Raw genomic sequence first — 14311 nt, 5'->3', positions numbered from 1 at the left:
GCGGTCAGGACGTGACAGGTCCCAGGGTGCCATTGGTCACGGTCCGGGCGCTTGGCGACAGCCGTTACACTCTAACGTCTGTCATCAAGGAAACCGCTCGATGCGTTCGAATTCGTTGGCTATCGCCATCGCCGCCGTCGCCGCCCTGTCCGGCGCCTCCGCCGCCCATGCCGGCGAGGGCATGTGGGTCCCGCAGCAATTGCCGGACATCGCCGGACCACTGCAGCAGGCCGGCCTGAAGCTGTCGCCGCAGCAACTGTCCGATCTCACCGGCGACCCGATGGGCGCGGTGGTCTCGCTGGGCGGCTGCACCGCCAGCTTCGTCTCGCCGCAGGGCCTGGTGGTGACCAACCACCACTGCGCCTATGGCGCGATCCAGCTCAACTCGACCGCGCAGAAGAACCTGATCCGCGACGGCTTCAGCGCCGCCAGCCAGGGCGCTGAACTCAGTGCCGGTCCGAACGCGCGCATCTATGTGCTCGACCGCATCACCGACGTCACCGCGCAGGCCAAGGCGGCGATGGCCGCCGCCGGCAACGACGCGCTCAAGCGCACGCAGGCGCTGGAGGATTTCGACAAGGCGCAGGTCGCCGCCTGCGAAGCCGACGCCGGCTACCGCTGCGAGCTGTACAGCTTCTCCGGCGGCAACACCTACCGCCTGTTCCGCACCCTGGAAATCCGCGACGTGCGCCTGGCCTACGCGCCGCCGTCGGGCATCGGCAAGTTCGGCGGCGACGTCGACAACTGGATGTGGCCGCGCCACACCGGCGACTTCTCGTTCTACCGCGCCTACGTCGGCAAGGACGGCAAGCCGGCCGCCTACGCCAAGGACAACGTGCCGTACCAGCCCAAGCACTTCCTGAAGTTCGCCGACCAGCCGCTGGGCGCCGGCGATTTCGTCATGGTGGCCGGCTATCCGGGCCGCACCAACCGCTATGCGCTGGCGTCCGAGTTCGACGCCACCGCCAACTGGGGGTATCCCACCGCCGCGCGCCAGTACCGCGACCTGATCGCCCTGGTCGAGCAGGCCGGCAAGCAGAACCCGGACATCCAGGTGAAGTACGCCGCGACCATGGCCAGCTGGAACAACGTGGCCAAGAACTACGAAGGCCAGCTGGAAGGCTTCAAGCGCATCGACGCGGCAGCCAAGAAGCACGCCGAGGAAGACGCGGTGCTGGCCTGGCTCAAGCGCCAGGGCGGCGAGGGCAAGGCCGCGCTGCAGGCCCACGCGCAACTGCTGGCGCTGGGCGAGCAGGCCAAGGCCAGCCGCGAACGCGACCTGGTGCTGCGGCAGATGCAGCGGACCGGGGCGCTCGGCAGTGCAGTCATGCTGTACCGCCTGTCGATCGAACGCGCCAAGCCGGACGCCGCGCGCGAGCCCGGCTACCAGGAGCGCGACCTGCCCGAGATCGAGGGCGCGATGAAGCAGATGGAGCGCCGCTACGTCGCCTCCATGGACAGCCAGTTGCAGCGCTATTGGTTCGACCAGTACCTGAAGCTGCCGAAGGCGCAGCGCCTGCCGGCGCTGGACCAGTGGCTGGCCGGTGCCGATGCGCAGGCCGCCGCCACGCGCCTGGCCGGCACCCAGCTGGGCAACACCGACGCGCGCCTGAAGTGGCTGCACGCCGATCGCGCCGCGTTCGAAGCCAGCGACGACCCGGCGCTGCGCTATGCGGTGGCGCTGATGCCGACCCTGCTGCAGATCGAGCAGGACCAGAAGCGTCGCGAGGGCGAGGAGCTGCTGGCGCGGCCGCGCTACCTGCAGGCCGTGGCCGACTACAAGAAGAGCCAGGGCGAGTTCGTGTATCCCGACGCCAACTCCTCGCTGCGCATCACCTTCGGCAACGTCAAGGGCTATTCGCCCAAGGACGGTGTGGAATACACCCCGTTCACCACGCTGGAAGGCGTGGTCGCCAAGGACACCGGCGTGGAACCGTTCGATTCGCCCAAGGCGCTGCTGGAGGCGGCCAAGGCCAAGCGCTACGGCGGGCTGGAGGACAAGCGGCTGGGCACGGTGCCGGTCAACTTCCTGTCCGACCTGGACATCACCGGCGGCAACTCCGGCTCGCCGGTGATGGACGCGCACGGCAAGCTGGTCGGCCTGGCCTTCGATGGCAACTGGGAGTCGGTGAGTTCGAACTGGGTGTTCGACCCGGCGATGACCCGCATGATCGCCGTCGACACGCGCTACCTGCACTGGATCATGCAGGAAGTGATGCCGGCGCCGCGGCTGCTGAAGGAGTTGAACCTGGCCAAGTGAGCCAGGCTCGGGCGGGCGGCGGCCATGGCCGCCGTCCGCCTGTCCGCCGCGGCCAACGCCACGGCGGCGCACGGGGATGCAGCGCAGGGTTTCCGGCGACGGAGCGGGTATCATGCCGCTCCGTTTTCGTTTGCGAGACGGGCCCTTCCCCCCAAGGAATCCAGCGCATGCGCATTCTGCTCGCCCGCCATGGCGAAACCCCGTGGAACGCCGAAGGCCGCTACCAGGGCCAGATCGACATCCCGCTGTCGCCGGTCGGCGACGCCCAGGCGCAGGCGCTGGGCGCGCGCCTGCGCGAGGTCCCGCTGACCCGCGCCGTGGCCTCGCCGCTGGCGCGTGCGCAACGCACTGCGCGCTTCGCGCTGGGGCCCGAGCGCGAGGCGCTGCTGCAGACCGATCCGGACTTGCAGGAAATCGCCCATGGCGAGTGGGAGGGCCTGCTGGCCAGCGAGATCCACGAGAAGGATCCGGCACGCCTGCGCGCCTGGCGCGAGGAGCCGGACACGGTGCTGATGCCGGGCGGCGAGTCGCTGCGGCAGGTGCTGGAGCGTTCCTGGCGTGGCCTGACTCGCGCCGCCGAGGGCCTGGGCGAGCACGACACGCTGCTGGTGGTCGCCCACGATGCGGTCAACCGCGTAATTCTGTGCCGGGTGCTCGGCCTGCCGATCGCGCGGCTGTGGAGTTTCCGCCAGGCGCCGACCACGCTGAACCTGCTGGAAGGGCCGGACGTGGAGCATCTGGACGTGGTGCGCTTGAACGATTGCGCGCATCACACACCGTTTTTCGGTGAGGCCAAGCATCGGGCGCTGTAGGACGGACATGATGCGCGTATAGCGTGCGTCGTCTCGTCGACGGGTTGATCCGGCCCACTTCCGATGCGGTTCGCTTGGCCGTTGCCGTTGCCGTTGCCGTAGCGGTGCTTTTGCTGTCGCTTTTGCTTGCTTTCCGGGATCCCGTGAGCCGCGGCACTTGGCCTGGGCGAAAACCCCGAAGGGGCGGCGCGCAGGAAGCGCGCCGTTTTTCGCCGGCACATGGATGTGCCGTCGAAAAATGCCCAGGCCAAGTGCGAACCCGGAGCGCGCAGCGCGGAGGGCGCGGCGCCCGGGTGTGCGTGACCAGCCATTCGGCTGTGATAAAGCGCTTCTTTTGGTTACTTTTCTTTGCACAAGCAAAGAAGTGCTTCTCAGCAGCCGGAGGCTGATCAAAGTGACTCGCGCGTCAGCGCGAAAGCTGTCGCTTCCAAAGCTGTTGCTTCTGACGAAGGCGAGCGAACGCGCTTGCCTGAAAGGCTAGAAATACACAAATGAACACCCTCCCCGAATGGCTCGCCTACATCGAGCGCCAACATCCCCAGGACATCGCCATGGGCCTGGAGCGGGTGCGCACGGTTGCCGCGCGCATGCGCCTGACCAAGCCGGCCAAGCATGTCATCACCGTCGGCGGTACCAACGGCAAAGGCTCGACCGTCGCCTTCATCGAAGCGATTGCGCGTGCCGCCGGCTGGCGCGTGGGCAGCTACACCTCGCCGCACCTGCTGCGCTACAACGAACGCGTGCGCCTCGACGGCGAAGAGGCCAGCGAAGCCGACCTAGTGAGCGCCTTTGCGGCAGTGGAGGCCGCGCGCGGCGACACCGCGCTGACCTATTTCGAATACGGCACGCTGGCGGCGCTGTGGCTGTTCCAGCAGGCCACGTTGGACCTGGCCGTGCTGGAAGTCGGGCTCGGCGGCCGCCTGGACGCGGTGAACCTGGTCGACGCCGACGTCGCGGTGATCACCACCGTGGACATCGACCACACCGATTGGCTTGGCAACGACCGCGAGGCGATTGGCGCGGAAAAGGCCGGCATCGCGCGGCCGTGGAAGCCGCTGGTGCTGGGCGAGATCGATCCGCCGTCCAGCGTGCTGCGCCGCGCCTACGCGATCGGTGCCAATGCGTTGCGCGCCGGCAGCGACTTCTTCCACGAGCCGATCGACGCCGAACGCTGGCGCTGGCGCGACGTCGGCACCGAACTGCAGCTGCCGTTGCCGCAGCTGCGCGCGCCGGTGCAGCGCGCCAATGCCGCCACCGCCATCGCCGCCCTGCGCGCGCTGCGCCGGTCGCTGCCGCGCAGCGCCTACGCCGAGGGCATCGCCGCCGCGCGCCTGCGCGGGCGCTTGCAACCGTGCGTGCGCGATGGCGTGGAGGTGCTGGTCGACGTCGGCCACAACCCGCAGGCCGCCCGCGAGCTGGCCGCCGCGCTGCAGGCGCAGCCGGTCGCCGGCCGCACTTGCGCGGTGTTCGCGGCGCTGGCCGACAAGGACGCCGCCGGCGTGGTGGAGGCGCTGGCCGCGCAGGTCGATGCCTGGCACCTGGCGGGGTTGGGCGGCAACCGCGGCCAGAGCGCTGCGCAGCTGCGCGCGCGGCTGGCGGGCACGGCCGCCGCCGAGGCGGCCGTCGCCGAGAGCGTGGCGCAGGCGCTGCAGGCGACGCTGGCGCAGGCACGACCGGGCGACCGGGTGCTGGTGTTCGGTTCGTTTCACACCGCCGCCGAGGCCTTGCACTGGCTGCATTCAGCCGGCTGATCCCGCCCCCGGGCGGGCCGACCTTATAATCGCGACGGCACTCCGCCACGCCGCCCCTCACCCTTTCCGTGGATACCGTCCTGAAACAGCGATTGATTGGCGCCCTCGTCCTGGTAGCGCTCGCCGTGATCTTCCTGCCGATGCTGGTGAAGGGGCCTGCGCCCGACAGCGGCGTGGCCAACGTGCCGTTGAAGGCGCCCGAGGCGCCGGCCGACGGCCAGTTCGAGACCCGCGAACTGCCGCTGGTGACCCCGGGCGATGCGCCCAGCGGCGGGGCGGTGGGCATGGCCAAGACGCCGGGCGCCACGCCCGCGCCGGCGCCGGTCCAGAACAATCCCGATGCCGCCGACCTGGCCGATCCGGCCGCCGGCAGCGCCGCGCAGCCGCTGCCGCCGAGCGTGGCCGCCGGCAACTACGCGGTGAATTTCGGCGCCTATGCCACCGCCGCCGATGCCGATGCGGTGATCGCGCGGCTCAAGCAGGCGCAGCTGCCGGGCTTCCGCGAGCAGGCCACGATCGGCGGGCGCCAGGCCTGGCGGGTGCGGATCGGGCCGTATGCCGATCGCGCCCAGGCCGAATCGGTGCGCCTGCAGGCGGTCAAGGTCCGCAACGACGTCAATGCCCAGGTGGTGACCCTGGATGCGGCGCCGAGCAACGCGACCCCGACCAGCGCCGCGCCGGCTGCCGCCAGCCATGTCGCCGCCGCCGCGCCCGCCGCCCCGGCCAAGACCGAGGCGCTGCCGCCGGAGCCGGCCAAGCCGGTCGCCACCAGCAAGCCGGCGACGCCGCCGGCGCCCAAGCCGGAACCGGCCAAGCCGGCCACGCCCAAGCCCGAACCCACCAAGCCGGCGGCCCCTGCGGCCACCACGGCAGCGGCCAAGCCGGCGCCGAGCGTGCCGGCCGCGCCTGCGGCGTCCGGCACCGGCTTCGCCGTGCAGTTGGGCGCCTTCGGCAAGGCCGAGGACGCCAATGCCCTGCGCGACAAGGTGCGCGCGGCCGGCTTCAGCGCCTTCGTCGAACAGGTACGCACCGACAAGGGCGCGCTGAACCGGGTGCGGGTGGGGCCGGTCGCCAACCGTGCCGACGCCGAGCAGTTGCGCGCCCAGGTGGCGGCCAAGGTCGGCATCAGCGGTATGGTACGTCCACATCCTTGATCGGGCCGCGGCCCATGGAGTAGCACGATGGTCCAGGGAAGGCAGGCGCGACGCGCGATCGGCGCGATGCAGCGGCTTGGCCGCGGGAGGCGCGCATGATCGACATGGTGCTGTTGACGGTGATCCTGGTCTCGGCCCTGCTCGGGGCCCTGCGCGGGTTCGTCGGCATCGTGGTCGGCACGCTGTCCTGGTTCCTGGCCGGCTGGGCCACGTTCCAGTTCGGCGGCAATACCGGGCGCTGGCTCGCCGATGGGGCGCGGCCGAGCATGAGCTACTACCTGGGCGGCTACGCGCTGACCTTCGTGACGGTGATGGCGGTGGTCGCCATCGTCGGCATGGTGATCCGCACCGCGGTGCGCTCGACCGCGCTGTCGGGCACCGACCGCGCGCTCGGCTTCGGCCTGGGCACGGTGCGCGGCGGTTTCTTCGCCGCGGTGCTGGCCTTCCTGATGAGCTTCACGCCGCTGACCCGCGAGCCGGACTGGCAGCATTCGATGGTGCTGCCGGTGCTCAGCCCGGGGGTGGGTTGGATGCGCGCGCAGATGCCGGACTGGCGCATGCCGCAGATGCCGCAGTTGAACCTGTCGCAGATGCCGCAACTGAACGTGTCGCAGATGGATTTGGGCAACTTGCCCGCGGCAGGCGATAATGCCGCGCTGGGCAACGCCCTGCAGGCCAGCGGGCTGCAGGAGATGATGTCCAAGGCCCTGGGACGTCCCGGGGTACGGTCCGCGCAGCCCGGGGGCGATCCGTCGCACCTGATGCCCGCGAACATCGATCCGGCGCAGGCGCGTCCGGCGCAATTCGACCCGGCACGGGTCGAACCCAACGGCCAGGCACGGCCACCTTCCCAATAGCGGCGTTCCCGCCGCGGAGAGCGTTGACATGTGTGGCATCGTCGGAATCGTCGGCACCCAGAATGTGGCCGGGCAACTCTATGACGGCCTGGCCGTGCTGCAGCACCGCGGCCAGGACGCGGCGGGCATCGCCACCGCCGACGGCACCCGCCTGCGCGTGCAGAAGGCCAACGGCCTGGTCCGCGACGTCTTCGACGAGAAGCGCATGGCGGTGCTGGAAGGGCGCGTCGGCATCGCCCATTGCCGCTATCCGACCGCCGGATCCGAAGGCATGGACGAGGCGCAACCGTTCTACGTGAATTCGCCGTACGGCATCGCGCTGGCCCACAACGGCAATCTGGTCAACACCGAGGCCTTGCGCCAGCAGGTGTTCGAGGCCGACCGCCGCAACATCAACACCGATTCGGACAGCGAAGTGCTGCTGAACGTGTTCGCCTACGAGCTGGACGCGCAGCGCATGCTGACCCCGGAAGCGGCGATCCGCGCGGTGGCCGGCGTGCACCGCCGCTGCAAGGGCGGCTACGCCGTGGTCAGCGTGGTGCTGGGGCTGGGTCTGGTCGCGTTCCGCGATCCGCACGGCATCCGCCCGCTGGTGCTGGGCAAGCGCGAGGGCGTGGAGGGCGACGAGTACATCGTCGCCTCCGAATCCTCGGCGCTGGACATCCTCGGCTTCACCCGTGTGCGCGACGTGCGTCCGGGCGAAGCACTGGTCATCACCGGCCGCGGCGAGCTGTTCTCCGAGGTCTGCGCCTCGCCCACCGACCACACCCCGTGCATCTTCGAGTACGTGTACTTCGCGCGCCCGGACTCGATGATCGACAACGTCTCGGTGCACAAGGCGCGCATGCGCATGGGCATGAAGCTGGGCGAGAAGATCCTGCGCCTGCGCCCGGACCACGACATCGACACCATCATCCCGATCCCGGACACCTCGCGCGACGCCGCGCTGGAGATCTCCAACGTGCTCGGGGTGAAGTACCGCGAGGGCTTCGTCAAGAACCGCTACATCGGCCGCACTTTCATCATGCCGGGGCAGGGCGAGCGGGTGAAGTCGGTGCGCCGCAAGCTCAATCCGATCCACCTGGAATTCCGCAACCGCGTGGTGCTGCTGGTCGACGATTCGATCGTGCGCGGCACCACCAGCCGGCAGATCGTGCAGATGGCGCGCGACGCCGGCGCGCGCAAGGTGTACCTGGCCAGCGCCGCACCGCCGGTGCGCTATCCCAACATCTACGGCATCGACATGCCGGCCGCCGACGAACTGGTCGCGCACGGCCGCAGCGAGCAGGAGATCCAGGAATTCCTCGGCTGCGACTGGCTGATCTACCAGGATCTGGAAGACCTGGAGACCGCGGTGCGCGAGGGCAACCCGGAACTGAAGGCGTTCGACTCCTCGTGCTTCAATGGCCAGTACACCACCGGCATCGAGCCCGGCTATTTCGAGCGGATCATGCAGCTGCGCTCGGACGAGGCCAAGCGCAAGCGCCGTGCCTGAGCCCCGCGGCGCCAGTGCCCGGGCGCAGCGCATGCCTGCATGGGCGGGCCGGCCGCCGCTGGTGGCGCCGTGAACGGCGACCTGTACCAGGCCGCGCGTGCCTGCCTGGACGCGGCCGACCCCGACGAGAAAGTCGCGCTGACCCAGCGCCATGCCGCGGCCTGGCGCGATGGCGCGCTGGCGGTGCCGGCCGCCGCGCCGGCGCCTGAGCCGATCCGCATGCCGGGGCGGCCGCCACGGCCGCTGCTGGTGCACCCGCGCGAGCTGCCGCGGCGCGGCCTCGGCAGCGCCGAGGGCCGCGCTGCCTTCATCCACGCCATCGCCCACATCGAACTCAATGCCATCGACCTGGCCTGGGACGCGGTCTACCGCTTCCGCGGCCTGCCGCCGGCGTTCTATGCCGACTGGGTGGCGGTGGCGGACGACGAGTCGCGCCATTTCGTGCTGCTGCGCGACCGCCTGCGCGCGCTGGGCCACACCTATGGCGATTTCGCCGCGCACAACGGCCTGTGGGAGATGTGCGAGAAGACCGCCCACGACGGCCTGGCGCGGATGGCGCTGGTGCCGCGGGTATTGGAAGCGCGCGGCCTGGACGTGACCCCGGGCATGATCGCCAAGCTGCGCGGGCTCGGCGACGACGCCACCGCCGACATCCTGGAGATCATCCTGCGCGAGGAAGTGGCGCACGTGGCCGCCGGCTCGCGCTGGTACCGCTGGTACTGCGCGCAGGCCGGGATCGAGCCGCGCGCCCGCTTCGCCGCCCTGCTGCGCGAGTACGCCGGTGGCTATCTGCACGGCCCGTTCAACCTGCAGGCGCGCCTGCTGGCCGGGTTCGACGAGGACGAATTGCTGGCCCTGCAGCAGCAGGCCGGCTGAGGCGGCGTTGCCCTTGCGCGGTAGCACGCGTGTTGCGGCAATGCGCTGCGTGGGCGGCATGACCGTCGGGACGCGTGCTTTCTGTGACGCCTATCTCCGAGCTGCGACCCCGCTGCATTTGTTGCTTGCGCTGAACGGTGGCTGAGCGGCTAATCGAACTCCCCGCGCTGCCTCCCCCGATCTGGCCGCGCGCGGGGCGACGTTCGTCCCTACTCACCACCCCAGGAGTCCGACATGAAGTCGATGTGCAGCCTGACCGCGATGCTTGCCCTGTGTGTCGCCGGTTCCGCCTCCGCGGCCGGAACGCCCCTGTTCCAGAGCAGCCAGTACGTGTCCAAGTCCATCGCCGGCGAGCCGGCACTGAGCCGCCTGCTGGCCAATCCCGCCACCGGCGCAGTGCAGCGGGTCGGCGTGAATGCCGCCGCCGTGACCGCCGGGCAGCAGCAACTCGAGTTGGACCTGCTGGGCAAGCGCGTCACCGCCACGCAGTTGAAGACCGAGCAGTTGGAAGGCGGCAACAGCATCTGGTACGGCAACCTCGGCAATGCCGCCGTGGCCAGGACGCGCGCGCCCTCCGGCCTGGATCCGCTGAACTCGGCGATCCTGGTGCGCAGCGGCGACACCATCACCGGCAGCATCCGCAGCAACGGCACGCTGTTCCACCTGCGTCCGGTCGCCGGCGGCGGCCATGTGCTGGTGGAGGTCGACGAACGGCGCATGCCGGCCGAGCATCCGGCCGACTACGCCCTGCTGCCGACGGTGCAGATGCCGCAGTCGGTGATCGACGAGCGCATGACCGCTGCCGGCGCCTCGTCCGGTTCGCCCGCGACCATCCGCGTGCTGGTGGTGGCGACCAACAAGGCGGTGACCAGCTATGGCGGCAACATGCAGTCGCTGGTGCAACTGGCGGTGGCCGAGTCCAACCAGGGCTACAGCAACAGCAACGTCGGCATCACCATGCAACTGGCCGGCTACGAGACCACCAACTACACCGAGTCCGGCGACTTCAACACCGACCTGACCCGCTTCCGCGGCACCAGCGACGGCTACATGGACAGCATCCATACCTCGCGCAACAGCACCGCCGCCGACGTCGGCGTGCTGATCATCGACAACTCCGCCTATTGCGGCCTCGCCTCGGGCATCGGCTCCACCGCCGCCACCGCGTTCGCGGCGGTGTACTGGGATTGCGCCACCGGCTACTACAGCTTCGCCCACGAGATCGGGCACCTGCAGAGCGCGCGCCACGACGTAGCCACCGACTCCAGCACCTCGCCGTACGCCTACGGCCACGGCTATCGCTATGGCAACAGCTGGCGCACGATCATGGCCTACAACTGCAGCAGCAGCTGCCCGCGGCTGAACTACTGGTCCAACCCGAACGTGTCCTACAACGGCGTGCCGATGGGCAATGCCAGCAGCGCCGACAACCAGCGCGTGCTGGTCAACACCAAGGCGACCGTGGCCGGGTTCCGTTGAGCCGGCGCGCACGTGGCGCAGGCTGCATGCCTGCGCCACGTGCGGCGAAGACGGCCGGAGCGGGCGCGGCGGCGTCCGCTTCGGCTATGCTGGGAAGCGGCGCCGGCGCGGCCGGTGCCGACCGACTTCCTGGGAGCGACGATGTTCAAGCGCATGCGACTGCCGGCCGCGCTGTTGCTGGCGATGCTCAGCGCGGGCTGCGGCCCCGCCCCGGATCGGCAGACCGAGACCCCGTCGCCGACCGCCAAGACCGACGCGCCGCGGGCGACCCCGCCGGCCGACACCTTCGACGAAAATCGTGCGATGGACCTGCTGCAGGCGCGCCTGACCGCCGATCGCGCCTATCCCGACCTGCCGTGCCTGGGCTACGCCGTCGAGAACGACGAGGACGAGGCCGCCTCCGCGACTGCGTCTGCAGCGGCCGCTTCCAAGCCCGTCGCGCCGGCGGCGATCGAGATCGCGGTGCGCGAGAAACACGGCGACGGCTGCCCCGGCGACCCGCAGACCGAACCGGTTCGCGACCGCTTCCGCGTCGAGCGCTCCGGCGCGATCCGCTGGTACGACGTGGTCGATGGCGACTTCGTCGATTACGCGCAATGGCGGCAGCAGCAAGCCAGCGGCGGCTAGCGCTGAGCGACGTGGCTTCGCGCCGTGGCCGACGCGTGGTTGCCGCGGGACGCGGCAAGGAAATGCGGATGGATGGAGGCGACGCGCACGCGGACGAGGCGACGTCGCGTCACTGCCACGCCGGTTGCGACGTTCCATGAGGCAGGCCGTGGCCATCTGCTGCGTCCAAGTGGTGGACTCGGCGGCCCCGTGGAATTCCGGGTCGAAGCGTAGTTGGGTATCGTCCTGCGGTCGCGCGTTCGCCGCAGGAGAGTGCTGCGCCGCGCGCGCGTCGCCGCGTTGCGCGCGACGGCGCCGGAAGCGTGCGCTAGAGCTGTTGCAGTTGGCAGCCCTGCGCGTCCACGCGCAGCACCGAGCCCTGCTCGTACCAGTCGCCGAGCACGATACGGGTGCAGGCGCGGCCGTCCACGTCCAGCGCATGCACTGCCGGCCGATGGGTGTGGCCATGGATCATCCGCGCCACGCCGTAGCGGGCGAAGGTGGCGGCGACTTCGGCCGGCGCCACGTCGGTGACGGTCTCGAACTGCGCGCGGTCGCCTTGTTTCAGGTCGGCCTGGCGCGCCTGGCTGGCGGCGCGCGCCTGCTGCGCGTAGGCGATGCGCGCGGCCAGCGGCTGCGCCAGGAACTGCTGCTGGAAGGCCGGGTCGCGGGTCTGCGCGCGGAACGCCTGGTAGGCGGTGTCGTCGGTGCACAGCAGGTCGCCGTGCAGCAGCAGGGTCGGCTCGCCGTACAGGTCGATCACGCAGGGGTCGGGCAGCAGGCGCAGGCCGGCGCGCTGCGCATAGTCGGCGCCGAGCAGGAAGTCGCGGTTGCCGTGCATGAAGAACACCGGCACCCCGGCCTCGTGCAGCGCGTGCAACTCCAACGCCACCGCATCGGCCGCTTCGGACGGCGTGTCGTCGCCGATCCAGGCCTCGAACAGGTCGCCGAGGATGTACAGCGCCTCGGCCTGGCGCGCCTCCCCGCGCAGGAAATCCAGAAACAGCGCGGTGATCGCCGGCCGTGCCGGATCCAGATGCAGGTCGGAGATGAACAGCGTGGTCATTTGGCCATTGTAAGGCCGGGAGTGGGGAATCGGGATTGGGGAATGGTGAGTGTTCGCGAGCGCAGGCGTTGCTGCCCCTTCGAAGGGCTGGGATTTGGATTCGGGTACGGGAACTAGGGATTCGGAGGGCGCTAACGCAGGCGTTGTCGCGCTCTCGTAGGAGTGGCTTCAGCCGCGACCTTGTCCGGAGCCAGGATTGAGGAGAGGGCATGGAGCCGAACGGCGCCGGCTGTTTCCATTCCCTATTCCCGGTTCCCCATTCCCAGCTTCATACCAACCACAACGACACGCCCGCCAGCAGCGCGCCGATGCCAGTGGCCGCGAGCACGTCGCTGGGGTAGTGCAGGCCCAGCACCACCCGCGACAGCGCCACGCAGGCGATGAAGGGCACCAGCAGCGGCGCCAGCCAGGGGTAGTAGGCGAGGGCGACGATGCCGAAGGACACCGCGTGCAGGGTATGGCCGGAGGGGAAGCTGAACTCGTCCAGCGGCGCCACCCAGGCGCGGATGCGCAGGTCGGCGGCGTACGGGCGCGGGCGGCGGGTCCAGCGCTTCAGGCCCTTGTACAGGCTCAGCGCGACCACGCCGGTGGCGGCCATGTGCGCGGAGGCGAACACGCCGTCCATGCCGTCGCACAGCACCAGCAGGGTCATCAGCGCATACCAGAACACGCCGTCGCCGAGCCGGCTGATCGCCGAGAAGAAGCGCCGCACCGAGCGCCGCCGGCACCAATGATTGGCGCGCCGGCACCAGCGGGTCTCGTGCCCGCGCAGGATCTCAAGCCGCGTCGACATGCGTCCTCCGGGTCTGTGCCAGTTGGTTGAGCAGCGCATCGAAATCGGCCACCACCCGCTCCGGGCGCAGTTGCTGCATCGACGCGCAGGCGGCCTCGCCCAGGCGCCGGCGCAGCGCGTCGTCGCTGCCCAGGCGCAGGGCGGCGGCGATGAAGGCGTCGTCGTCGGCCACCGCCGCACCGTTGAGGCCGTCGCGCAGGTATTCGCGTGCCGCGCCGTAGTCGAAGGCGACCGTGGCCACGCCGCTGGCCATCGCCTCCAGGGTCACGTTGCCGAAGGTCTCGCTGCGGCTGGGGAACAGGAACAGGTCGCCGCTGGCGAAATGCCGCGCCAGCGCGTCGCCGCGCTGGATGCCGCAGAAAATGAAGTCCGGGTTCTCCTGCGCCAGGCGCTCGCGCAGCGGGCCGTCGCCGACCCAGACGAAGCGCGCGCGCGGGCGCAGTTGCTGCAACTGGCGGAACGCACGCACCGCCAGCGGCAGGTTCTTCTCCGAGGCGATGCGGCCCACGTACAGCACCGCGCAGTCGTCGTCGTGCAGGCCCCACTGCTGGCGCAACTGCGCATCGCGACGCTGCGGCTCGAACTGCTTGCTGTCCACCGCCCGCGCCAGCAGGCGTACCCGCTCGAAGCCCTGGGTGGCGAGGAAGTCGCGCAACTCGCGGGTCGGCACCAGGGTCGCCTGGGCCTGGTTGTGGAAGCGCCGCATCCAGCGCAGCGCGGTCGACTGCAGCCAGGCGGCGCCGTACTGCGGCAGGTATTCGTCGAAGCGGGTATGGAAGCCGGTGGCGATCGGAATGCCCAGGCGCCGCGCGCTGCGCAGCGCCGACCAGCCCAGCGGGCCCTCGGTGGCGATGTACACGGCATCCGGCGGCGCCGCCTGCCACAGCCGGGTCAGGCGACGCGGCGCCGGCAGGCCGAACTTCAATCCGGGGTAGCGCGGCAGCGCCGCACCGCGCACCAGCCGCAGGTCCGCCGGGTCGGCGTCGCCGGCCTGGCGCGGGCGCACCACGTCGACGGTATGGCCGCGTGCGCGCAGCCCCAGTTCCAGCCCCTGCACGGTCAGCGCGACGCCGTTGACCTCAGGGGGATACGTCTCGGTGACGATCGCGTAGCGCATGCGGGGGCTCCGGTTTGACAAAGCCTCGCGCACCGCAGTGAAGCG

At 70.4% G+C, this 14311-nt stretch carries 12 protein-coding genes; 9 read left to right on the top strand and 3 right to left on the bottom strand.

What is annotated here, in order from left to right; translation table 11 throughout:
• Positions 1–100 precede the first annotated feature (100 nt).
• From NUG21_RS15815 to NUG21_RS15775, 9 genes are all read left to right on the top strand, one after another.
• Complete coding sequence (locus NUG21_RS15815) at positions 101–2260, top strand: S46 family peptidase (protein ID WP_263391368.1); 2160 nt, start codon at positions 101–103, stop codon at positions 2258–2260.
• Between the two features lie 167 nt (positions 2261–2427).
• The gene (locus tag NUG21_RS15810; protein WP_184502527.1) at positions 2428–3072 is read left to right on the top strand and encodes a histidine phosphatase family protein; all 645 of its coding nucleotides are present in this window, start codon (positions 2428–2430) and stop codon (positions 3070–3072) included.
• A gap of 491 nt (positions 3073–3563) precedes the next feature.
• Entirely contained in the window at positions 3564–4823 is a 1260-nt protein-coding gene (gene folC, locus NUG21_RS15805; protein WP_263391367.1) for a bifunctional tetrahydrofolate synthase/dihydrofolate synthase, read from the top strand.
• Between the two features lie 68 nt (positions 4824–4891).
• Positions 4892–5977 carry an SPOR domain-containing protein gene (locus NUG21_RS15800; protein WP_263391366.1) on the top strand — a complete coding sequence of 362 codons (1086 nt, stop codon included), beginning with the start codon at positions 4892–4894 and terminating at the stop codon, positions 5975–5977.
• Positions 5978–6072: 95 nt separating this feature from the next.
• On the top strand, positions 6073–6834 hold the full coding sequence (locus NUG21_RS15795) for a CvpA family protein (RefSeq protein ID WP_019798442.1): 762 nt from the start codon (positions 6073–6075) through the stop codon (positions 6832–6834).
• 28 nt (positions 6835–6862) lie between these two features.
• A complete protein-coding gene (gene purF / locus NUG21_RS15790; protein WP_263391365.1) occupies positions 6863–8329 on the top strand; it encodes an amidophosphoribosyltransferase in 1467 nt (488 codons plus the stop codon).
• Between the two features lie 69 nt (positions 8330–8398).
• On the top strand, positions 8399–9205 hold the full coding sequence (locus tag NUG21_RS15785; protein WP_263391364.1) for a ferritin-like domain-containing protein: 807 nt from the start codon (positions 8399–8401) through the stop codon (positions 9203–9205).
• Between the two features lie 234 nt (positions 9206–9439).
• Positions 9440–10684 (top strand): zinc-dependent metalloprotease, encoded by a 1245-nt coding sequence (locus NUG21_RS15780; RefSeq protein ID WP_263391363.1) that lies wholly within the window; start codon positions 9440–9442, stop codon positions 10682–10684.
• Positions 10685–10825: 141 nt separating this feature from the next.
• Positions 10826–11311, top strand: coding sequence for a hypothetical protein (locus NUG21_RS15775; protein WP_263391362.1), 486 nt, complete (start codon positions 10826–10828; stop codon positions 11309–11311).
• Positions 11312–11618: 307 nt separating this feature from the next.
• Here NUG21_RS15775 and lpxH read toward each other — a convergent pair whose 3' ends face one another.
• The 3 genes from lpxH to NUG21_RS15760 all read right to left on the bottom strand — a co-directional run bounded on the left by lpxH (position 11619) and on the right by NUG21_RS15760 (position 14266).
• Positions 11619–12356 carry a UDP-2,3-diacylglucosamine diphosphatase gene (lpxH, locus tag NUG21_RS15770; protein WP_263391361.1) on the bottom strand — a complete coding sequence of 246 codons (738 nt, stop codon included), beginning with the start codon at positions 12354–12356 and terminating at the stop codon, positions 11619–11621.
• Positions 12357–12624: 268 nt separating this feature from the next.
• On the bottom strand, positions 12625–13149 hold the full coding sequence (locus NUG21_RS15765) for a phosphatase PAP2 family protein (protein WP_263391360.1): 525 nt from the start codon (positions 13147–13149) through the stop codon (positions 12625–12627).
• A complete protein-coding gene (locus NUG21_RS15760; protein ID WP_263391359.1) occupies positions 13133–14266 on the bottom strand; it encodes a glycosyltransferase family 4 protein in 1134 nt (377 codons plus the stop codon). The genes NUG21_RS15765 and NUG21_RS15760 overlap by 17 nt, the downstream gene beginning before the upstream one ends.
• Positions 14267–14311 lie beyond the last annotated feature (45 nt).

Source organism: Xanthomonas sp. CFBP 8445 (assembly GCF_025666235.1).
GTDB classification, from domain to species: Bacteria; Pseudomonadota; Gammaproteobacteria; order Xanthomonadales; family Xanthomonadaceae; genus Xanthomonas_A; species Xanthomonas_A indica.
This window is presented reverse-complemented; position numbering and strand designations above follow the sequence as displayed.

Excerpts from the sequence above, each read along its gene's own strand:
- NUG21_RS15815 (WP_263391368.1), top strand. The coding sequence starts at position 101 with ATGCGTTCGAATTCGTTGGCTATCGCCATCGCCGCCGTCGCCGCCCTG.
- NUG21_RS15810 (WP_184502527.1), top strand. The coding sequence starts at position 2,428 with ATGCGCATTCTGCTCGCCCGCCATGGCGAAACCCCGTGGAACGCCGAA.
- folC (WP_263391367.1), top strand. The coding sequence starts at position 3,564 with ATGAACACCCTCCCCGAATGGCTCGCCTACATCGAGCGCCAACATCCC.
- NUG21_RS15795 (WP_019798442.1), top strand. The coding sequence starts at position 6,073 with ATGATCGACATGGTGCTGTTGACGGTGATCCTGGTCTCGGCCCTGCTC.
- purF (WP_263391365.1), top strand. The coding sequence starts at position 6,863 with ATGTGTGGCATCGTCGGAATCGTCGGCACCCAGAATGTGGCCGGGCAA.
- NUG21_RS15780 (WP_263391363.1), top strand. The coding sequence starts at position 9,440 with ATGAAGTCGATGTGCAGCCTGACCGCGATGCTTGCCCTGTGTGTCGCC.
- NUG21_RS15775 (WP_263391362.1), top strand. The coding sequence starts at position 10,826 with ATGTTCAAGCGCATGCGACTGCCGGCCGCGCTGTTGCTGGCGATGCTC.
- lpxH (WP_263391361.1), bottom strand. The coding sequence starts at position 12,356 with ATGACCACGCTGTTCATCTCCGACCTGCATCTGGATCCGGCACGGCCG.
- NUG21_RS15765 (WP_263391360.1), bottom strand. The coding sequence starts at position 13,149 with ATGTCGACGCGGCTTGAGATCCTGCGCGGGCACGAGACCCGCTGGTGC.
- NUG21_RS15760 (WP_263391359.1), bottom strand. The coding sequence starts at position 14,266 with ATGCGCTACGCGATCGTCACCGAGACGTATCCCCCTGAGGTCAACGGC.